This is a genomic window from Sphingomonas gei, assembly GCF_004792685.1.
GTDB lineage: Bacteria > Pseudomonadota > Alphaproteobacteria > Sphingomonadales > Sphingomonadaceae > Sphingomonas > Sphingomonas gei.
This window is the reverse complement of record NZ_SRXT01000005.1, coordinates 208,000-226,424: the sequence shown is the minus strand read 5'-3', so window position 1 is coordinate 226,424 and position 18,425 is coordinate 208,000. Positions and strand designations below refer to the sequence as shown.

Below are 18,425 nucleotides of genomic sequence, written 5' to 3'. Positions count from 1 at the left end.
GGATTTGTTAATTTTGCAGGCCTCGCTTGCGTCAGGCGCGTCTGGCCATGGCCGGAAGAGGCGTTCCGGCCCGAGCCGCAGAGCACGCAGCTTTGTTGCGTACGGGCATCAGCTTAAGGGTTTTCCACGATGCCGAACCTCGATTCATCGCAACCGATGTTGCGCTGCACCACCTTTTAGATTCCTATAATGAACGGGAGCCAACGGTCGATTAAGCGACGCGTTAACCAATTTGTCGCATGATCGCCGGTGGAATTGAGTGGGGTGGGAGTTAAGGTAATGGCATCGAGAATGAAGCCGGCCGAAGGCGCCATGACGCTGGCCGAAATGAAGGAATTTGCGGGGTTCTCCGCATCGACGCAGCGCTATGTGCGCCGTGCGCTCGACATCGGCCTCGAGCGCGAGGATGCGATGGAGCGCTGGTCGCGCGACGTGGTCGAAGCCGCCAGCATCCGCGCCCAGGCGCGCATGTACGAGCGCATCCCCGAGCTGCGCGCATTGATGCCCGACGATAACGACCTCGGCGCGATGGAGCCGTTCCTGGCGCCGCTCGTCACCGTCTCGGCGTTCGATCTCGGCCAGGGCCGGCTGACCAGCTTCTCGGCCTATCGCTTCCTTTACGAGCGGCTGATCGGCGCCGAAGTGCGGCCATGGCTGCCCTCGGCATTCTGCTCGGCGGCGGCGCTGCCGCATTTGCACCCCGATCTGCGGCGCAAGCTGCTCCAGTCGATCAGCGAAGCCGCGGCGACTGCCTCGGGCTGGTCGAACCGCCAGCCGGCTTTCTTCCCGCAATGGGTGGAAAAGGTCGACACCGCCGCGCTGAACTGAACTTCTCGGGCCTGTCTACCGGCAGGCCCGCCACCCCATCTCGCCGCGCTCGGCCTGGTCGAGGTGCAGATGATCGCGGTGCGCCGCATTGTAATCCGGCGACAAAACCGTCGAGAACAAGCTGCACCCCCCGGTGCGCACGTCGCGCAGGAACGCGGCCTTCTCTCCCCCACCCTGCCAGTCGCCCAGCACGCTGACATGCGTTCCGTCGGAGAGCCGGAACCCGGCGACGTCGATCGCATCGGCGGTCGCGTGCTCGCTCCAGTCGCCCGCGCTGCGGCCATAGAGGCGGCGGCACGAATAGCTGCCGAGATGCTCGACCCGCTCGACCCGCGCGCCGAAATGTTTCTGCGCGGCGGGCTGGAGGACGTTCCATTCCCACATCGACAGCGCAGCAGCGACCGGGCATGACACGCCGAGCCGCGCCGGCGTGAACTCGACTCGCTGCGCTCCGCCGGGCACGAAGCGCAGGCCATCGGCATAGCCGCATTTTCCCGCCGATTTGACGGTCGGCAGGATCGTGTAGCGCACCCCGGCCGCCTGAAGCAAAGCGCGGCATTCGGCGAAATTGTCGGTCAGCCCGGCAAGCTTGCGGCCGGTGAACGCGCCGATCGGCTGGCCGAGATCGAGCCGGGTCCAGGGCAGGTCCTGCGGGCGATTGCGGACCATTGCGTAGATCGCAAAGAAGACGAGCAGCAACATCGCGAAGAGCAGGACGGCCAGGATCGCCCGGCGAATCGTCCTCACGCCCGGACCGCCCTCGCCAGCAACTCCGAAGTCACCGGATAACCGAGATCGTCCGGAATGCACAGATGGTCGCCATCGTCGCGCGCCTCGATCCACGGCGTAACGACACGGACCGGACGTGCCCGCGCATCGGCGGCGGCATCGGCGAAACTCGCAAACAATGCCAGCCGTTCGAGGTTGCGCCGGGTGGGAAAGATGATCGTCGCCTCGCCGCGATCGGCGGCGTCGAGCACTGCCCGCGCCGTCGCCCAGAACAGGCGAACATTCTCGTTGCCGTCGACGACCGGCTCGGCACCCTCAGGCGCGCGAGCGAGATAGAATCGCGTGTCGAACACCTTGTGATGGACGCCCGCGGGCAGCCAGCGCGCGAAGAAGTGCAGCGCGTCGAGATCGAGCGTGCCATGGAATTCGTCGAGCAACGCCGCCATGGCCTCGCCGGCATAGAGCCGGCGCTGGAGATCGGGAATGGCGTCGGCGGGCACGCGCACGCCCACTGCCACTCCGGCTTCCTCGATCGTCTCGCGCACCGCCGCGATCCGCGCCGCGAGATCGTCGCGATCGCCTTCCAGCGTTGCAGCCAGCGCGTCGTCCGCCGGGTCCACGCGCCCGCCCGGAAACACCAGCGCGCCGCCGGCAAACGACATCGCCCGCGCCCGCTCGACGATCAGCAATTCGGGCGGCCCCCCGGCGGTCTCACGCATCACGATCACGGTAGCGGCGGGAATCGCCTCGGGTTCGGCCATGCCTGTGATCTAGGGGCGCATCGACACCATTGAAAGCTCCTCCCCCGCGCAAGCGGGGGAGGTGGCATGCGCAGCATGACGGAGGGGGCCTCTCCACAAGCGATACGCGCGCGGCCACGCCCCCTCCGTCGCCTTCGGCGCCACCTCCCCCGCTGCGCGAGGGAGGATTTTCCTTTATTACCAGCCCGGTGTCTTCAGCCGGACGCGCGCCAGCATGTCGCTCGAAGTGACGAACAGCGTCCGGCCATCCTCGCCGAACGCGCAATTGGCGGCCGCCTTGCCCGTCGCGATCAGGCCGAGCGCCTTGCCTTCGGGCGAGAGGACGTAGATCCCGCCGGGCCCGCTGGCGAACAGCCGGCCGGCCTTGTCGACCTTGAGCCCATCGGGAAGCCCGGGCAGCTTGCGGGCGAGCGGCTCGCTGAAATCGTGGAAGACGGCCGCGGCGGCGCGCGGCATGCCGTCGGCACCGAGCGGATATGCGAGAATATGCGGCCGCGCCTCGTCCGACATCGCGACGTAGAGCGTCGTCTTCTTCGGGCAGAGGCCGATCCCGTTGGGGCGCTTGAGCGTATCGTCGATCACACGGACCTTGCCGTCGGCGGTACGCAGGAACACGCCGTTGAAGCCGAGTTCCTTGAGCGGCGAAGTGTCGCCCTCGGCCAGTCCATAAGGCGGATCGGTGAAATAGATCGCGCCGTTCCTGCCGATCGCGACGTCGTTGCAGCTGTTGAAGCGCTTGCCCTGGTAGCGGTCGGCGAGGATCGTGCGGCGCTTGGTGGCGAGGTCGACCGCGGCGATCGCCCGCGTTCCCGAATCGGCCAGGATCAGCCGCCCCCGCGCATCCACCGCTAGCCCGTTGGCCCCGGCCTCGCGGATGCCCGCCGGGATCGGTCCGGCGAGGCCCGAGGGATCGAGGAACCGAGTGACGCCCTCTCCCTGCTTCCAGCGGTGCACCACGTTCGCGGGAACGTCGGAAAACAGCAGATAGCCGCCGCTTTTCACCCAGACCGGTCCCTCCGCCCATCTATAGCCGCTGGAAAGCACTTCGATCGGGGTGTTCACGTCGACCACGGCGTCGAGTGCGGGATCGAAGCGGGTGATACCGCCAACGGTCGCGGCGCGCGCAAGCGCGGGAACGAAGGGAAGCGCCGCCATGCCGGCGAGCGCGGCGCGGCGCGTGATCGAGTGAGTCATGGGTCTCTCTATACGAACGGCCAGATCAACAAGGCTATGCCGAAACTCGTCAGGCCGGCGATCGTGGCGCCGATCGTCCAGCTGCGGAAGGTCTGCGCCTCGGTCAGCCCGAGATATTGCTTCACCAGCCAGAAGCCGGTGTCGTTGACATGGCTGGCGATCGTCGCCCCGCCGCCGATCGCGATCGTCACCAAGGCGATCCGGCTCGGGCTGAGCGCCGCCGCGGTGATCAAAGGTCCGGCGAGCCCCGCGGCCGTCACCATCGCGACCGTGGCGGAACCCTGCGCGATGCGGACGAAAGCCGACAGCAGGAACGCGAACACCGGCACCGAGACCTGCGCGGCGGTGACCAGCGCCGTGATCTGCTGCCCCGCCCCCGATTCGATCAGCACTTCCTTATAGGCCGCGCCCGCGCCGATGATCAGCACCATCAGCCCGGCCGGCTCAAGCGCGCGCGTCATGATGCGCGACAGCGTCGCCCAGGGCGCGCCCTCGCGCACCCGCAGCCAGCCGGTTACCGACAGCGCGGCGAGCATCAGCGCGGTGAACGGGTGACCGAGGAACAGCAGGAAGGTCTTGGCCGGGCCCGGTGCCATCGCCTGCCCCGCCACCGCCGCGATCAGGATCAGGCCGAGCGGAAACAGCATCGCGAGCAGCGCCGGCCCGAAGCCGATCGGGTTGGTCTGCGGCGCGCCTTCGTCGAGCATCGGCGGCGGCGCCTGGTCGCCGAAGCCGGGCGCGCCGTGGAACATCTTGGCGAAGACCGGCCCCGCGAGCAGCGCCGACGGAATCCCGCAGATCAATCCGTAGAAAGCAAGCAGCCCGTAATCGGTGTGGATCAGCTCTGCGACCGCGACCGGGCCCGGATGCGGTGGCAGCAAGGCGTGCATCGTCATCAGCCCGGCGAGCAGCGGCAGCGCGAAATAAGTCACCCGGCGCTCGGCGCGGATCGCCAGGGTGGCGAGCAACGGCGCGAGGATGATGAACGCCACGTCGAAGAACAACGGCACGCCGACCACGATGCCCACCGCGGTGAGCGCCCAGGGCACGCGTTTCTCGCCGAACAGGTCGAGCAGGCGATGCGCGATCGCGTTGACGCCGCCGCTCGCCTCGAGCAGCCCGCCGAGTATCGCGCCGAGACCGATCACCACCGCGACGAAGCCCAGCGCCTCGCCAGTGCCCTTGCGGATCGCCGCGATCACCGTCTGGGGCTCGCCGCCGAATGCGAGCCCGGTGACCAGGGCCACGAGCAGCAGCACGAGGAACGGCTGCAGCTTGAAGCGCAACACCAGGAAGATCACTGCGGCGATGCTCGCGGCGACGATCGCCAGCGTGTAATAAGATTCGGGCATCAGGCGATCTCCACGCGGACTTCGATGGCGTCCTTCATGCTTTGGCCACGCGGATCGCCTTGCCTTCGCGCGCCGAGCGATAGATCGCCTCGATCAGCCGCAGGTCGCGCAGGCCCTCTTCGCCGGCGACGAGCGGCTCGCGGCCGGTCCGCGCGCATTCGGCGAAGTGATCGAGTTGCGCCACGAACTGGTTCTTGGCGGCCGCCGGAAGCGTCCGCTGCTCGGCCTTGCCGCCCTTGCGCACCCACATCTGATGCCCTTCGTAGGAAGTCGCCGGCTCCATCCCCACCCAGCCCTCGGTGCTCGTGACGCGCCAGGCATTGTGGTTGGAGGTGTAGCTCGACGCACAATTGGCCAGCGCGCCCGAAGGGAAGCGCATCTGCCAGTCGATCCGGTCCTCGACGTTGCGGAAGCGCGGATCGCTGCGGTCGGTCGATTCCATCGCGCTGACTTCGATCGGCTCCTCGCCCGCGAGATAGCGCGCGGCATTGAGGCTGTAGATGCCGATGTCCATCATCGATCCGCCCCCCGACAGCGGCCGATCGAGCCGCCACTGGCCCGGCTGGGCATTGAAGCCATGCTCGGAGGTGATCAGCCGCGGGCGGCCGATAAAGCCGCTCTGCACCAGCTCGATGCCGTGGCGGTTATACTGCTCGAAATGGCAACGATAGCCGATCATCAGTTTCTTGCCGGCCTTCTTGGCGGCGGCGATCATCGCCTCGCATTCGGCCGAGGAGACCGCCATCGGCTTCTCGCACAGCACATGCTTGCCCGCCTGGCTGGCGCGGATCGAATATTCGGCATGCAAGGAATTGGGCAGCACGACATAGACCAGGTCGATGTCGGGATTGTCGCGGATGCTGTCGAAATTGGCGTAGCTGTAGCGATGCGTCTTCGGGATGCCGTATTCGCTGCCGAAGCGCTCGAGCTTCTCGGGCGTCCCGCTGACCAGAGCGGTGAGCTTGGCGAATTCGCAATCCTGCAGCCGCGGCATGATCTGGCGGGTGGCGTAACTGCCGAGCCCGACGATCGCATAGCCGAGCTTGCGCTTCGGGGCTTCCTGCGCGCGGCCGCACGCCGGCAGCGCCGCCGCCAGCAGCGCGGCGCCCGAACCCGTCAGGATCTCGCGACGGCTTTGCCCGTTCCCCATCATCCTCTCCTCGCTGCAGCGAGCGCTAACATGATGGCAGAGGGCCACGAAAGGCCTTAATAGTCGTATGCCGGCCGGCTCAGACCGGCAGGTGGACGGTGGCGATCAGCCCGCCATCGGCGCGGTTGGCAAGCTCGACATCGCCGCCATGCGCGCGTGCCACCGCGCGGGCGCTGGGCAGGCCGAGGCCGACGCCGCCGGTGTCGCGATTGCGCGAGCGTTCGCCGCGGAAAAAGGGCTCGAAGACATGGTCGAGATCTTCCGCCGGTATCCCGGGGCCGGAATCGCGCACGTCGAGCACGGCATGGCCGTCGACGCGCCCGAGCGACACCTCCGCCCCGCCGGCATATTTGACGGCGTTGATCACGAGGTTGCTCACCATCGCCTTGATCGCCGCCGGGTTGGCATTGAGGACGATCGGTTCGCCGGGCGCGAACGTCACCGCCTCGCCGCGATCGGCGAGATCGTCGACCACCGTCTCGGTCAGCGAGCGCAGATCGAGCGGGCGCCGCACCGGCGACTCGCTGGTCTCGCGGACATAAGCGAGCGCGGTCGACACCAGCCCCTGCATGTCGCGAATATCGCCCTCGCAGGCCCGACGCAGCGCGTCGGGCGCGGCTTCCAGCCGCAAGCCGAGCCGCATCAGCGGGGTGCGCAGATCGTGCGCCACCGCGCTCATCACCGTGGTGCGATCGTCGACATAGCGATTGAGCCGCGCCTGCATCGTGTTGAACGCCGCGGCCGCTTCGGCAATCTCGGCCGGCCCCGCGAATTCGAGCGGCGGCGCGCGCGGATCGCGTCCCAGCCGCTCGGCGGCGGCGGCGAAGGCGCGGATCGGCTTGGCGAAGCGATGCGCGAGCGCCCATGCGAACGGCGCCACTGCGATCGCCGAAACGACCAGCCAGGCCAGCACGAACCAGCGCCACGCCTCGAATTCCTCCGCCGGCTCGACTCGGATCCACTGTCCGTCGGGCTGGCGCCATGCCGCCGTGAACCCGCCGATCACGATGACGTCGCGTGCAACTGCCGGGCTGATCGGCGCCGGCCGCGGCATCGCAGTACGCTGGAAAACGCGCTCGCGTTGCAGAAACGGTGTCGGAAAACTGATGTGTACCGATGCCGGGGGAACCCCCAGCGCCGAGGCAAGCGCCGCCTCGATCCGTTCGCCGCGCGGATTCCACGGCGCGGGCGCCACGGAGGCGACTCGCTCGACGTGCAGTTCGTCGCCCGGGTCGCTCCCGCGCATCGCATGGACGACCTGTCCGACGGTGTAGAGCTTGGCGGACGGCGTCTGCACGGCGATCAGCAGCGTCAGGTTCATCAACTGGACCACCGCGACGCAGACCAGCATCAGCAGGAAGATGCGCAGGAACAGCGGCGAACGCGCCGCGCTCCCGGCTGAAATCATGCGCGCGCCACGCGCGGGACGAACAGATAGCCTTCGTTGCGCACGGTGCGGATGATCTCGTCGCCGCCGGCGCGCAGTTTGCGCCGGAGCCGGCTGACCTGCACGTCGATCGCGCGATCATAGGCATCCGAATCGGGTCCGCGCGCCGCCTGGAGCAACGCCTCGCGCGACAGCACGCGGCGCGGCCGTTCGATGAACACGCGGAGCACGGCGAACTCGCCGTCGGTAAGCCCCACCAGCACGCCGGCGGGATCGAACAGTTCGTGGCTGCCGAGATCGATCCGCCACCCGTCGAAACCATGGACTTCGCTCGCGGGCGCGGCGCCGACACCCCGCTTGCGCAGCGCCGCGCGGACCGTGGCGAGGATCTCGCGCGGGCTGCACGGCTTGGGCAGATAATGGCCCGCGCCGACTTCGAGCCCGAGGATGCGGTCCTGCTCCTCGCCGAGCGCACTCAGCAGGATCACTTCGGGCCCGTCGCGGCGCGCGATCCGGCGGCAGGCGGCGATCCCGTCCTCGCCGGGCATCATCACGTCGAGAATGACGCAATCGACATGGGTCTGCGCGAGGACTTCGTCCATACCGCGCGTGTCGGCGGCAGTCTCGACCTGGAAACCATGGGCACCGAGGCTGTTGGCGAGAAGATGGCGAATGTCGCGATCATCGTCGACGACGAGCAACGTCGCCGAATCGGCGTGGTTTTGGGCTAGGCTGGCCATGTCGCATATTAGAGGCGATGCGTCTGAATTGCTGCCCTATTTTTTCTATTGCGCACAAAGGCTTGCGGACACCGGGCCGATACGGGAACGGGCCCCGCCGTCGCTGGCGGAGCCCGTCCTGATCGGCCGATGACCGGCTTAGCGGCCGCGGCGTCCGTTACGGTCGTGTTTCTCGACCCGGATCCGCGCCGAGAGCGCGTCGAAGCGGCGGTCGAGATCACGGCGTTCGGCGAGGGTCAGGCCGGGGCGGCTGGCGCGATAGCGTGCCTCGAGGCGGCTGAGCTCGCGGAACTGCAGCTTGAGGCGCGCTGCCTCGGCGCGGCTGAGCGCACCCGAGCGGATGCCCTGGTTGATCCGGGTATCGAGCCGGTTCTGGCGCGCATTGATGTTCTGCCAGCCGGCCTGATAGCTGGCGGCGTGCGGCGCGGGCGCAGCGATGGCAGCGGCAGGAACAGCCGCGGCGGCGATGCCGAGGCCGGCGAGCATGAGCGAGAATTTCTTCATATTACTCTCCTTTTGAAACGGGACCGCGGCTGCGGTCGAAGGGTGTTATCGAACGCGCGCGTCGCTGAAGTGTCCCATCGCTGGTGCATTTGTGTCGCGAATTGTCGCAGAAGCGGGACGGGGCTGAACGGGGGTTCAGATTTTCGCGTCCCTCCCTGCTTGCAGGGCGGGGTTGGGGGTGGGTGTGCGCCTGCGCGCTTAGAAAGACTCATTTACCAGCTCGACAAAGGCGACGACCGAGGCATCGAGCCTCGCTTGTCGCAGACCCACCCCTGACCCCTCCCTTTCAGGGAGGGGAATATGGTCAAGCCGCCAGCAACCGCTCGGCCTGGGCCCGCGCCTCGGGCGTAATCTCCGCCCCTGAGAGCATGCGCGCGATTTCCTCGCGACGCTGGCCGGCGTCGAGCGGCGTGACCCCGGTGCGCGTGACCAGCCCGTCATGGCTTTTGGCGATGAGCAGATGCTGCGCGCCCCGCGCGGCAACCTGCGGACTGTGCGTCACCACCAGCACCTGCGCGGTCGAGGCGAGCCGGGCCAGACGATCGCCGATCGCGCTCGCCACCGCGCCGCCGACCCCGCGATCGATCTCGTCGAAGATCAAGGTAGCCGCGCCACCTTTCTCCGCGAGCGCGACCTTGAGCGCCAGGATGAAGCGCGACAATTCGCCGCCGCTGGCGATCTTGATCAGCGGCGCGAAGGGCGCGCCCGGATTGGTCGACACCGCGAACTCGACTCGATCCATCCCCGCCGGCGACCATGCGCTTTCGTCGAGCGGCTCGACGACGGTGCGGAAGCGCGCCGCGTCGAGCTTGAGCGGCTTGAGCTCGGCCTCGACCGAGGCGTCGAGGCGCGTCGCCGCCAAGCTCCGTGCTTCCGACAAGGCCCGCGCCGTCTCGCGATAGACGCGATGCGCCTCCTCCATGGCGAGTTCGAGCCGCGCGATCCCGGCGCCACCGCTCTCGACGCGATCGAGCCGCGCCGCCAATTCTTCGAGCAGCGCCGGCAATTCGTCGGGCTGCACACGGTGCTTGCGGGCGAGCGCGCGCAGCTCGAACAGCCGGGTCTCGTCGGCCTCCAGCGACGCCGGATCGAACGCCATCGCGTCCGCCGCCCTATCGATCCGTTCCTGCGCCTCGGCGCCTTCGGTGATCGCCCGGTCGATCGCCGCCAGCGCCTCGCCCAGCGCATCATGGCTGTCGGCGATCCGTTCGAGAATCCGCGCCGCCTGGCGGAACTGGCTGAGCCCGCCTTCCGAGCCTTCGAGCAATTCGGCTACCGACTGAAGCTCGCCGGCGACCTTCTCGCCGCGCTGCATCGTCGCGCGGCGGGAGGCGAGAAGCTCCTCCTCTCCCGCCTCGGGTGCGAGCGCGCGCAACTCGGTCACGGCATGGGTGAGCCATTCGTGATCGCGCTCGGCGCTATCCTGCTCGGCACGCGCCACGGCGAGCGCGCCCTCGGCCTCGCGCCACACCCGGTGCGCCACCGCAACGGGCCCGGCATCGAGCCGGCCGAACGTGTCGAGCAGATTGCGATGCCCGCGCGAATTGAGCAGCCCGCGATCGTCATGCTGGCCATGGATCTCGACGAGATGCGGCGCAAGTTCGCGCAGCAGCCCTGCCGATGCCGGCTGGTCGTTGACGAACGCGCGGCTGCCCCCGTCCGACTTGACGATACGGCGGACGAGCAGAGGCTCGCCGGGTTCGAGATCGAGCCCGTTCTGCGCCATCAGACTGGCGATCGCGCCATCCTGCGCCGGCGTCTCGAAGCTCGCGGTGACCACGGCCTGCGCGGCGCCCTGGCGCACCAGCCCGCTCTCGCCGCGCGCGCCGAGCGCGAGGCCGAGTGCGTCGAGCAGGATCGACTTGCCCGCGCCGGTCTCGCCGGTCAGCACGCCCAGCCCTTCGCCGAATTCGAGGTCGAGTGCCTCGATCAGCACTACGTCGCGGATGGAAAGCGCCGTCAGCATGCGGGCCGGCTTATTGCAGGAACGGAGGAGGAACGGAAGCCATGGCCTTCACCCCCCTCGTCGTCCCGGCGAAGGCCGGGATCCAGAGCCGCAAACGACTCGGCAGAGAAACTCTGGGCCCCGGCCTTCGCCGGGGTGACGGCCATTTTGTGGCGCCGCAACGGTTCTCAGCTCGCGGCGGGCGCCTGCGCCTTGGCCAATTTGTCCTGATTGTCCTGCATCAGGTCATACGCGCGCTTGTACCAGTCGGTGCCAGGATAATTGGCGCCGAGCACCGCCGCCGCCTTCTGCGCTTCGGTCGGCATGCCGAGCGACAAATAGCTCTCGGTCAGCCGCAGCAGCGCCTCGGGCACGTGCGTGGTCATCTGGTAATTGTCGACGACGTTGCGGAAGCGCATCGTCGCGGCGAGCCACTGGCCGCGGCCTTCGTAGAAGCGGCCGATCTCCATTTCCTTGCCGGCGAGGTGATCGCGGACCAGATCGATCTTGAGCCGGGCATCGGCGGCGTAGCGCGTGTTGGGATAGCGACGCGTCAGCTCGCCGAGCGCGTCGAGCGCCTGCTGGCTGATCTTCTGGTCGCGGGTGACGTCGGCGACCTGCTCGTAATAGCTGAGCGCGATCAGATAATAGGCATAAGGCGCGTCGCGATTGCCGGGGTGGACCGCGAGGAAGCGCTGCGCCGAGGCGATCGCCTGCGAATAATCCTGGTTCAGATAATAGCTGAACGCCCCCATCAGCTGCGCGCGGCGCGCCCATACCGAATAGGGATGCTGGCGCTCGACTTCGTCGAACAAAGCCGCGGCGAGCTTGTACTGGCGCTGGTCCAGCCGCGTCTTGCCGGCGCTGTACAGCGTGCCCACGTCGCGCGCGACATAAGGAAGGTCGGAGCGGGCGCCCTGCTTGGCGCAACCTGCGACCGAAAAGGCAAGCACCGGAACGAGGGCGAGCGCGAAGGCGCGGGCAAGGGGTGTACGCATATGAGGGGCGTCTTAGCCCAGCGGGGTGGCGTCAAACAATCCTTTTCGCGGCGGCTTTGTGGCGGAGGTCCCGCCGATGGCGATTGCGCTGGCGCAGAGGATCGCTTGACGGCATTGGTGCGTTGCACAATTCATTGCGCATCCGAACCGGAGAGACCTGAGTGACTGCGACGCTTCTCGCCACCCACCGCGTTGAAAAGCCCTGGGGCCGGCACACTTTGTGGCCCGGCTTCGCGAACCCCGCGCCCGACCAGGAGCCGATCGGCGAAGTCTGGTTCAAGACCCCGGGCAATTCCACCCCCGACCTGCTGATCAAATATCTGTTCACCAGCGAGAAATTGTCGGTGCAGGTCCACCCCAATGACGAGCAGGCGCAGGCCAAGGGGCTGCCGCGCGGCAAGGACGAATGCTGGGTGATCCTCGGCGCCGAGCCCGATTCGACGATCGCGCTGGGGACGAAGGAGCCGGTCGACCGCGAGACGCTGCGGGCCGCCGCGCTCGACGGCTCGATCGAGGATCTGCTCGACTGGAAGCCGGTCAAGGCGGGCGACTTCTTCTATTCGGCTTCGGGGACGGTCCATGCGATCGGCGCGGGGATCACCTTGGTCGAAGTCCAGCAGAACAGCGAAACGACCTATAGGCTGTACGATTATGGCCGGCCGCGCGAACTGCATCTCGACGACGGCGTCGCCGTGTCGGACCCCACACCGTACGTCCCGCATCCGATGCCGGGCAAGGTTGCCGACGACCGCGCGATCCTGGTCGAAGGGCCCAAATTCGTGCTCGAGCGACTGGAAGGCGGCCGCCGCACGCTGAGGCTCCCCGCCGGCGTGACCGGCTGGCTGGTGCCCCTGGCGGGCGAAGGCGTGGTCGACGGAATCGCCTTCCATGCTGGCGAGTGCGTCACGCTGGAGGGCGAATGCGAGCTCCATGCCGAGGCGGGCAGCGACCTGCTCTTCGCCTATCCGGGCACGGCGCGGATCTGACCTGTCGGTTGCGTGAACGGAACGTAGTTTGCCATTCACGCAACCTGCCGCGCACGCGGCACGTTGGGCTTGCATCTGAACGAACAGGAGCAATTCCATGCGTATTCTTTTGGCCGCGGCGATCACCGCGATGGCCCTTCCCGCCATCCCTGCCGCCACTGCGGCGAGCGCCTCTGCGGTGCACGTGTCGGCGACAGCCGCCACCGCTGCCGGCCAGGACTGGCGCGACCGCGACCGCGACCGCAACGACCGTGGTGCACGCAACCATCGCGACCGTCAGGACGGCCGCAACCGCGATTGGCGCCAGTATCGCAACTATGACCATAACCGCCTGCCCCGCGGCCAGAACGCGTATTATGCCGACCAATATTATCGCGACGGCCGCTATTATCAGGAGCGCCGCCTGAGCCGGAACGACCGGGTCTATCGCGGCAATGACGGCCGTTATTATTGCCGCCGCTCGGACGGCACGACCGGCCTGATCATCGGCGGCGTCGCGGGTGGCTTCCTCGGCAACTCGCTGTCGAACGGCCGCAATGCGACGCTCGGCACGCTGCTCGGCGCAGCCGCAGGCGCGGCGCTGGGTTCGTCGGTCGACCGCAACTCGAGCCGCAACGTGCGCTGCCGCTAAAAGACTTCGCCACGCAGGCGAGAGAGGCCCGGTGTTTCGACACCGGGCCTTTTCTTTGCGACCGGCGTGGCGGACGGGTATCGGCACCCCAGGTTCACCCCGGAGCGCCCATTCCCGTCAGCGTATTCCTCGCCATCATGATGCTTCGGCACGATATGCGTGCCGCTCCCGATCGGCTGGTGCCCCTCGCCGCCATCAACGGGCAATATTGCAGCGCGGACCGACGCTGGTGCGTCGACCTCTCCGCGCCGCAGGACCAGGACGCACAGGCCCTTCCGATCGTCCGCGCCGGCGACGCCGCGCCGCCGATGCCGCCGCCTTCGGAAACCTTCGCGGACGAAACCTATGCGGTCTGGCCTCGCCTGATCCTGCTCGAGGACGGCAGCTTCCTGGCCGGCGTCGAGGCGCGGACCAGCACGGCCTATTCGGGCGGCGGTGGCAGCGCCACCGAATTGCGGCTGTTCCGCGTCACTCCCGACGGGCAGGCCGTCGCGACGCCCGTGCTGCGCGTGCCCGTCGCCGCGTCGCTGATGATCCGCGCCTGTTTCGGCGAGCGCGACATGCGGAACCGCCGGGGCGCGTGCCACGACGAATATGGTTTCTCGGGCAACATCGAACTGGCCGGGGACGCGACAAACGGCCTGCCGGCGCTTGCTTATGTCAGCGAAGCATACGCTTTCCCGCGCGGCGTTTCGCGCATGGCCGATTCCTCCGCCAACCCACGGCTGAAGAAATCCGACCTGGTGCGCGAGCGCGATCCTGAATGCAGCTTCACGCGGCGGTTCCGCTTCGATGCCGCTACGGGCAGCTATCAGCCGGACGCGCCGCTTCCGGAGTGTTCGGAATATACCGTGCCCTAGATCAGCCCGCCAGTCAGAAACAGCCGCAGCCCGCTGATCACCAGCACCAGCAGGTTGAGGTTGCGCCCGCTGTTGCTGCTCGACAGCATGCCGATCACCGCGCCGACTAATGCGATCGGAAACGCGATCCAGTTGAGCAGCGGCACCAGCGGGAACGGGATCACTCCGACCAGCGCGAACAGCCCGGCGAACAGGCCGATCAGGATTGAGACGAGATTGAGCATGCCGCCAACATGGCGACCCGCAGGTGTGTTGGCAAGCTAAAGCGCAATCCCGGTTCCAAACGCTTCCTTAACCCTGATACGGCAAGACGACATGCCCCAAGGAGCGTCTTGCGCATGGTCCGCACCATCGGTTTCATCCTGTTCGTGTTCTTGCCGCTGGCGCTCGCCGGTTGCGGCGGGCCGGGCAATGCCAACAACATGCTGAGCGACGCCGAGCTCGGCAACGCCGCCGATCCGGCGGTGACCAGCGCGCTGCAGGACCCGATCATGGTCGATCCGCAGCTCGGCCGCCAGGCCAATGGCGACGCGATCCGCCCGCCGAGCCAGCCATATTCGGGCGGGGTTCCCGACGACGCCGTCGCCACCAACGGCGCCAAGGTCGACACCGCGGGACTGCTCAAGGCCCCCGCCCCGACGACCGGCAAGGACTGCCCGCAATGCAGGACGGCGCGCGACGCAGTCACCCTCGGCGGCATCGCCGCGCGCCAGTCCAATCCCCGGATCAAGGGCTGCGCCGGCGCGCTCCAATATTCGGCAAGCTGGGCGCAGCGGCTTCCCGCCGATCTGCCGCTCTATCCGCAGGCGCGCGTCACCGAGGCCGCCGGCGCACAGGGCGGCAAGTGCGCGCTGCGCGTCGTCAGCTTCTCCGCCGCGCAGCCGATCGACGCGCTGCTCGATTATTATTACACCAAGGCAACGCGCGCCGGATACAGCTCGGAGCATCAGGTCGACGGCGCGCAGCACATCCTCGGCGGCACCCGCAGCCGCGACGACGGCGCCTATGTGCTGTTCCTCACCCCCCGCAAGAACGGCGGCACCGACGTGGATCTGGTCGCCAATAACGGCAGCTGAGAGGGAGCCCGCGAACAGCGCGGTTCCCCTGAAGGCCAAACCGCGCTACCGGCGCGCTATGCCTTCACTTCTTCTCGTCATGCTCGGCGGCGCGTTCGGCGCCGGCGCCCGACATCTCGTTGGGCGGGCGACGCTCGGCCTGCTCGGCCCGGGCCTTCCCTGGGGCACGCTCGCCGTCAACCTGATCGGCGGGCTCTTTATGGGCCTGCTCGCCGGCGGTCTCGTCCGCTTCGGCGAGGCCGGCGAGCAATGGCGATTGCTGCTCGGCGTCGGCGTGCTCGGCGGCTTCACCACGTTCTCGGCCTTCTCGCTCGACGTGATGGTGATGCTCGAGCGTGGCGACTGGGGCGTGGCTTTGGGCTATATTCTCGCCTCGGTCGTCGGGGCCGTCGCCGCGGTCGCGCTCGGCCTCGGCATTTCCAGGGCAGTGGCATGAGTATTGACGTTCGCCAGTTCATCGTCGCCGCGGATGACGACGGCATCCGCCTCGATCGCTGGTTCAAGCGGCATCTGCCCGACGAATCGAGCTTCAACCTCGTTTCGCGCTGGGCGCGCACCGGCCAATTGCGCGTCGACGGCGCGCGCGCCGATCCGGGCGACCGCCTCGCCACCGGCCAGACGATCCGCGTGCCCCCGGCCGAGCCGCCCAAGCCCGGCGCCGTCAAGCCCAAGTCCGATCGCCCCCCGCTCAGCGACGAGCAGACTGCCTTCGCGCGCGAAATGGTGATCCACCAGGACGCCCAGGCGATCGTGATCAACAAGCCGCCGGGCCTCGCCACCCAGGGCGGCACCGGCACCTTCGAGCATGTCGACGGGCTGCTCGACGCGCTCCAGTTCGACGCCGAGAACCGCCCCAAATTGGTCCACCGGCTCGACAAGGACACCAGCGGCGCCTTGCTGCTCGCCCGCTCCGCCCGCGCCGCGGCGTTCTTCTCGAAGAACTTCTCCGGGCGCACCGCCAAGAAGCTCTATTGGGCGCTCGTCATGGGCGTGCCCGAAGTCGAGGACGGCCTGATCGAGCTGCCGATCGGCAAGCAGCCGGGCACCGGCGGCGAGAAGATGCAGGTCGACATGAAGGAAGGCTCGCCCAGCCGCACGCGCTATCGCGTGCTCGAGGAAGCCGGCAACCGCACCGCCTGGGTCGAGCTCCAGCCGCTCACCGGGCGCACCCACCAGCTCCGCGTCCACATGGCGGCGATCGGCCACCCGATCGTCGGCGACGGCAAATACGGCTTGCAGGAAGCCTTCCTGACCGGCGGCATCTCCCGGAAAATGCACCTGCACGCGCGGCGCATCCGCATCGATCATCCCGATGGCGGCAAGATCGACGTCACCGCCGAATTGCCCAAGCATTTCGCCGAATCGATGCACACGCTCGGCTTCGACATGGCGCTGGGCAATACCGACGCGCTCGACGATCGCCCGCCGATGAGCCGCGAGCAGAAAAAGGCGCAGGGCCGCGCGCATGCCAAATCGGTGCGCAAGGAACGCCGCGGCGAGCGGCGCGGCCGCCGCGAGACGGAGCCAGCAAGGCCAGCGAAGCCGGCGAAACCGAAAAAATGATGCCGCCGATCAATCCCTCCCCCTCCGGGAGCGGATCGCCGTCATGAATCGCCTCGCGCTCTTCGATTGCGACGGCACCCTCGTCGACAGCCAGGCCAATATCTGCCGCGCGATGGAGCAATGCTTCGCCACCTCCCGCCTCGATCCGCCGCCGCGCGACGCGATTCGGCGGATCGTCGGGCTCAGCCTCGTCCCCGCCCTCGCGCAATTGCTGCCCGAAGCCGAGCCACACCAGCACGCGGCGATGGCCGAGGACTATAAGCGCGCCTTCTTCGCGATGCGCGCCAGCGGGTCGCTCGATCCCGAACCCCTGTTCGACGGGATCGCCGAGGCGATCGAGACGCTCCACGCGGGCGGCTGGCTGCTCGGTGTCGCCACCGGCAAGTCCGATCGCGGGCTCGCGCACATCCTCGCGCATCACGGCCTCGCCGAGCGCTTCGTCACCCTGCAGACCGCCGACCGCCACCCGTCCAAGCCGCACCCGTCGATGATCGAAACCGCGATGGCCGAAGCCGGCGCTTCACCGGACACCACCGCGATGATCGGCGACACCAGCTTCGACACGGCAATGGCCCGCGCCGCCGGCGCGCATGCAGTAGGTGTTGCATGGGGCTACCACAGTCGGCATGAACTGCTGGAGTCGGGCGCGCATCATGTCGTCGAGCATGCGGCGGCGCTGCCCGCGCAGCTGGAGGCCCTATGACCGACGCCGATCGCCTTGCGCGCAATCGCTATTACAGGATCGCCGGAGTCAATCTACTCGCCACCGCCGGCGCGGTGTTCGGGCTGGTCGTCGCCGGCCGCGCGCAGGGCTGGGAATTGCGCGTGCTCGGCGGCGCGATCCTGCTCTCGGCTTTGTATTTCATGGCGGTGGTGCCGCGCTACATGGCGCGGCGCTGGCGGACGCCAGAGCAGCCGTGAGGCGATTCTGGAAGCACGTCACCGTCGAGCCGGGCAATGGCCTCGCGCTCGACGGACGCCCCGTCCGCACCCCCGGCCGCACTCCGCTGGCGGCGCCGACCCGCGCGCTCATCGAAGCGATCGCCGAGGAATGGCGCGGCGTGGGCGACACGCTCGATCCGCGCGCGATGCCGCTCACAGGGCTCGCCAACGCCGCGATCGACCGGGTGGCGCCCGACCCCGCCGCCTTCGCCGCCGGGCTGGCGGCCTATGGCGAGAGCGACCTGCTCTATTACCGCGCCGAGGAACCCGCCGCTTTGGTCGACCGCCAGGCCGCCGCCTGGGACCCTTTGCTCGACTGGGCCCGCCGGCGCTACGACGTGCATTTCGAGCCGGTGGCCGGCGTGATGCACCATGCCCAGCCCGAGGCGACCGTGACCCGGCTAAGCGAGGCAGTCGCCGCGCTCGACGCGTTCCGGCTGGCGGCATTGTCGCCGGTGGTGACGATCAGCGGCTCGCTGGTCGCCGCGCTGGCTTTGGCCGAGGACGCGGCGACGGCGGAGGCGGTGTGGCAGGCCGCGCATGTCGACGAGGACTGGCAGGCCGAGCGCTGGGGCGAGGATGTGCTTGCGGTGCAGGCGCGGGAGGCGCGGCGGGTGGATTTCGACGCGGGGGTGAGGTTTCTGGGGTTGGTTTAGGAAAGGGCGGACTGCTAGTGCGCGGGTGTCACGATATGCTTTTAGAATCTTCGTAGCATGCTCCCGTAGATTTCAGACGATGATGGTGAAGTCTGCTCTGCGCCTGAATTTGGCGACCCGGGA

21 protein-coding genes are annotated in these 18,425 nt (G+C 68.1%); 10 read left to right on the top strand and 11 right to left on the bottom strand.

Going from position 1 to position 18,425, the window contains the following annotated elements; all coding sequences use genetic code 11:
* Positions 1–279: 279 nt before the first annotated feature.
* Positions 280–828, top strand: a complete 549-nt coding sequence (locus tag E5A73_RS13820; RefSeq protein WP_135964428.1) for a hypothetical protein — start codon at positions 280–282, stop codon at positions 826–828.
* Positions 829–843: 15 nt separating this feature from the next.
* Here E5A73_RS13820 and E5A73_RS13815 read toward each other — a convergent pair whose 3' ends face one another.
* From E5A73_RS13815 to E5A73_RS13770, 10 genes are all read right to left on the bottom strand, one after another.
* Positions 844–1,575: an extensin-like domain-containing protein gene (locus E5A73_RS13815; RefSeq protein ID WP_420822578.1), complete on the bottom strand. Its 732-nt coding sequence runs from the start codon at positions 1,573–1,575 to the stop codon at positions 844–846.
* On the bottom strand, positions 1,572–2,318 hold the full coding sequence (locus E5A73_RS13810) for an NUDIX hydrolase (protein ID WP_135964427.1): 747 nt from the start codon (positions 2,316–2,318) through the stop codon (positions 1,572–1,574). The genes E5A73_RS13815 and E5A73_RS13810 overlap by 4 nt, the downstream gene beginning before the upstream one ends.
* Before the next feature lie 177 nt (positions 2,319–2,495).
* The gene (locus E5A73_RS13805) at positions 2,496–3,512 is read right to left on the bottom strand and encodes an SMP-30/gluconolactonase/LRE family protein (RefSeq protein ID WP_135964426.1); all 1,017 of its coding nucleotides are present in this window, start codon (positions 3,510–3,512) and stop codon (positions 2,496–2,498) included.
* Between the two features lie 8 nt (positions 3,513–3,520).
* Positions 3,521–4,864 (bottom strand): GntT/GntP/DsdX family permease, encoded by a 1,344-nt coding sequence (locus tag E5A73_RS13800; protein ID WP_135964425.1) that lies wholly within the window; start codon positions 4,862–4,864, stop codon positions 3,521–3,523.
* Between the two features lie 34 nt (positions 4,865–4,898).
* Positions 4,899–6,014, bottom strand: a complete 1,116-nt coding sequence (locus tag E5A73_RS13795; RefSeq protein ID WP_135964424.1) for a Gfo/Idh/MocA family protein — start codon at positions 6,012–6,014, stop codon at positions 4,899–4,901.
* Between the two features lie 79 nt (positions 6,015–6,093).
* The gene (locus E5A73_RS13790; protein ID WP_135964423.1) at positions 6,094–7,422 is read right to left on the bottom strand and encodes an ATP-binding protein; all 1,329 of its coding nucleotides are present in this window, start codon (positions 7,420–7,422) and stop codon (positions 6,094–6,096) included.
* Positions 7,419–8,141, bottom strand: coding sequence for a response regulator (locus E5A73_RS13785; protein ID WP_135964422.1), 723 nt, complete (start codon positions 8,139–8,141; stop codon positions 7,419–7,421). The genes E5A73_RS13790 and E5A73_RS13785 overlap by 4 nt, the downstream gene beginning before the upstream one ends.
* Positions 8,142–8,279: 138 nt before the next feature.
* Positions 8,280–8,645: a hypothetical protein gene (locus E5A73_RS13780; protein ID WP_135964421.1), complete on the bottom strand. Its 366-nt coding sequence runs from the start codon at positions 8,643–8,645 to the stop codon at positions 8,280–8,282.
* Positions 8,646–8,949: 304 nt separating this feature from the next.
* Positions 8,950–10,611 carry a DNA repair protein RecN gene (recN, locus tag E5A73_RS13775; RefSeq protein WP_135964420.1) on the bottom strand — a complete coding sequence of 554 codons (1,662 nt, stop codon included), beginning with the start codon at positions 10,609–10,611 and terminating at the stop codon, positions 8,950–8,952.
* Between the two features lie 167 nt (positions 10,612–10,778).
* Entirely contained in the window at positions 10,779–11,588 is an 810-nt protein-coding gene (locus E5A73_RS13770; RefSeq protein ID WP_135964419.1) for an outer membrane protein assembly factor BamD, read from the bottom strand.
* A gap of 161 nt (positions 11,589–11,749) precedes the next feature.
* Here E5A73_RS13770 and E5A73_RS13765 point away from each other — a divergent pair, with 161 nt between their 5' ends.
* The 3 genes from E5A73_RS13765 to E5A73_RS13755 all read left to right on the top strand — a co-directional run bounded on the left by E5A73_RS13765 (position 11,750) and on the right by E5A73_RS13755 (position 14,065).
* A complete protein-coding gene (locus E5A73_RS13765) occupies positions 11,750–12,574 on the top strand; it encodes a class I mannose-6-phosphate isomerase (protein WP_135964418.1) in 825 nt (274 codons plus the stop codon).
* A 97-nt stretch (positions 12,575–12,671) separates the two neighbouring features.
* On the top strand, positions 12,672–13,205 hold the full coding sequence (locus E5A73_RS13760; protein ID WP_135964417.1) for a glycine zipper 2TM domain-containing protein: 534 nt from the start codon (positions 12,672–12,674) through the stop codon (positions 13,203–13,205).
* A 140-nt stretch (positions 13,206–13,345) separates the two neighbouring features.
* Entirely contained in the window at positions 13,346–14,065 is a 720-nt protein-coding gene (locus tag E5A73_RS13755; protein WP_168355934.1) for a hypothetical protein, read from the top strand.
* On the opposite strand, the gene E5A73_RS13750 is transcribed toward E5A73_RS13755, so the two are convergent.
* Positions 14,062–14,289: a hypothetical protein gene (locus E5A73_RS13750; protein ID WP_135964415.1), complete on the bottom strand. Its 228-nt coding sequence runs from the start codon at positions 14,287–14,289 to the stop codon at positions 14,062–14,064. The two genes, E5A73_RS13755 and E5A73_RS13750, sit on opposite strands and share 4 nt — an antisense overlap.
* Before the next feature lie 114 nt (positions 14,290–14,403).
* Between E5A73_RS13750 and E5A73_RS13745 the strand changes: the two genes are divergently transcribed.
* Genes E5A73_RS13745 through E5A73_RS13720 form a run of 6 tightly spaced genes read left to right on the top strand, consistent with a single transcriptional unit; the run spans position 14,404 to position 18,302 of the window.
* Positions 14,404–15,141 (top strand): hypothetical protein, encoded by a 738-nt coding sequence (locus tag E5A73_RS13745; protein ID WP_135964414.1) that lies wholly within the window; start codon positions 14,404–14,406, stop codon positions 15,139–15,141.
* 58 nt (positions 15,142–15,199) lie between these two features.
* Complete coding sequence (gene crcB, locus E5A73_RS13740; protein WP_135964413.1) at positions 15,200–15,577, top strand: fluoride efflux transporter CrcB; 378 nt, start codon at positions 15,200–15,202, stop codon at positions 15,575–15,577.
* Positions 15,574–16,704, top strand: a complete 1,131-nt coding sequence (locus E5A73_RS13735) for an RluA family pseudouridine synthase (protein WP_135964412.1) — start codon at positions 15,574–15,576, stop codon at positions 16,702–16,704. The genes crcB and E5A73_RS13735 overlap by 4 nt, the downstream gene beginning before the upstream one ends.
* Positions 16,705–16,747: 43 nt before the next feature.
* Entirely contained in the window at positions 16,748–17,407 is a 660-nt protein-coding gene (locus tag E5A73_RS13730; protein ID WP_135964411.1) for an HAD-IA family hydrolase, read from the top strand.
* The gene (locus E5A73_RS13725; protein WP_135964410.1) at positions 17,404–17,625 is read left to right on the top strand and encodes a hypothetical protein; all 222 of its coding nucleotides are present in this window, start codon (positions 17,404–17,406) and stop codon (positions 17,623–17,625) included. Before E5A73_RS13730 ends, E5A73_RS13725 begins: the two co-directional genes overlap by 4 nt.
* Positions 17,622–18,302: an ATP12 family chaperone protein gene (locus E5A73_RS13720; protein ID WP_135964409.1), complete on the top strand. Its 681-nt coding sequence runs from the start codon at positions 17,622–17,624 to the stop codon at positions 18,300–18,302. Before E5A73_RS13725 ends, E5A73_RS13720 begins: the two co-directional genes overlap by 4 nt.
* The last annotated feature ends 123 nt before the right edge of the window (positions 18,303–18,425 follow it).

Excerpts from the sequence above, each read along its gene's own strand:
- E5A73_RS13745 (WP_135964414.1), top strand. The coding sequence starts at position 14,404 with ATGGTCCGCACCATCGGTTTCATCCTGTTCGTGTTCTTGCCGCTGGCG.
- E5A73_RS13810 (WP_135964427.1), bottom strand. The coding sequence starts at position 2,318 with ATGGCCGAACCCGAGGCGATTCCCGCCGCTACCGTGATCGTGATGCGT.
- E5A73_RS13795 (WP_135964424.1), bottom strand. The coding sequence starts at position 6,014 with ATGGGGAACGGGCAAAGCCGTCGCGAGATCCTGACGGGTTCGGGCGCC.
- E5A73_RS13735 (WP_135964412.1), top strand. The coding sequence starts at position 15,574 with ATGAGTATTGACGTTCGCCAGTTCATCGTCGCCGCGGATGACGACGGC.
- E5A73_RS13820 (WP_135964428.1), top strand. The coding sequence starts at position 280 with ATGGCATCGAGAATGAAGCCGGCCGAAGGCGCCATGACGCTGGCCGAA.
- E5A73_RS13785 (WP_135964422.1), bottom strand. The coding sequence starts at position 8,141 with ATGGCCAGCCTAGCCCAAAACCACGCCGATTCGGCGACGTTGCTCGTC.
- E5A73_RS13755 (WP_168355934.1), top strand. The coding sequence starts at position 13,346 with ATGCTTCGGCACGATATGCGTGCCGCTCCCGATCGGCTGGTGCCCCTC.
- E5A73_RS13750 (WP_135964415.1), bottom strand. The coding sequence starts at position 14,289 with ATGCTCAATCTCGTCTCAATCCTGATCGGCCTGTTCGCCGGGCTGTTC.
- E5A73_RS13790 (WP_135964423.1), bottom strand. The coding sequence starts at position 7,422 with ATGATTTCAGCCGGGAGCGCGGCGCGTTCGCCGCTGTTCCTGCGCATC.
- crcB (WP_135964413.1), top strand. The coding sequence starts at position 15,200 with ATGCCTTCACTTCTTCTCGTCATGCTCGGCGGCGCGTTCGGCGCCGGC.
- E5A73_RS13805 (WP_135964426.1), bottom strand. The coding sequence starts at position 3,512 with ATGACTCACTCGATCACGCGCCGCGCCGCGCTCGCCGGCATGGCGGCG.
- E5A73_RS13770 (WP_135964419.1), bottom strand. The coding sequence starts at position 11,588 with ATGCGTACACCCCTTGCCCGCGCCTTCGCGCTCGCCCTCGTTCCGGTG.
- E5A73_RS13800 (WP_135964425.1), bottom strand. The coding sequence starts at position 4,864 with ATGCCCGAATCTTATTACACGCTGGCGATCGTCGCCGCGAGCATCGCC.
- recN (WP_135964420.1), bottom strand. The coding sequence starts at position 10,611 with ATGCTGACGGCGCTTTCCATCCGCGACGTAGTGCTGATCGAGGCACTC.
- E5A73_RS13730 (WP_135964411.1), top strand. The coding sequence starts at position 16,748 with ATGAATCGCCTCGCGCTCTTCGATTGCGACGGCACCCTCGTCGACAGC.
- E5A73_RS13725 (WP_135964410.1), top strand. The coding sequence starts at position 17,404 with ATGACCGACGCCGATCGCCTTGCGCGCAATCGCTATTACAGGATCGCC.
- E5A73_RS13760 (WP_135964417.1), top strand. The coding sequence starts at position 12,672 with ATGCGTATTCTTTTGGCCGCGGCGATCACCGCGATGGCCCTTCCCGCC.
- E5A73_RS13780 (WP_135964421.1), bottom strand. The coding sequence starts at position 8,645 with ATGAAGAAATTCTCGCTCATGCTCGCCGGCCTCGGCATCGCCGCCGCG.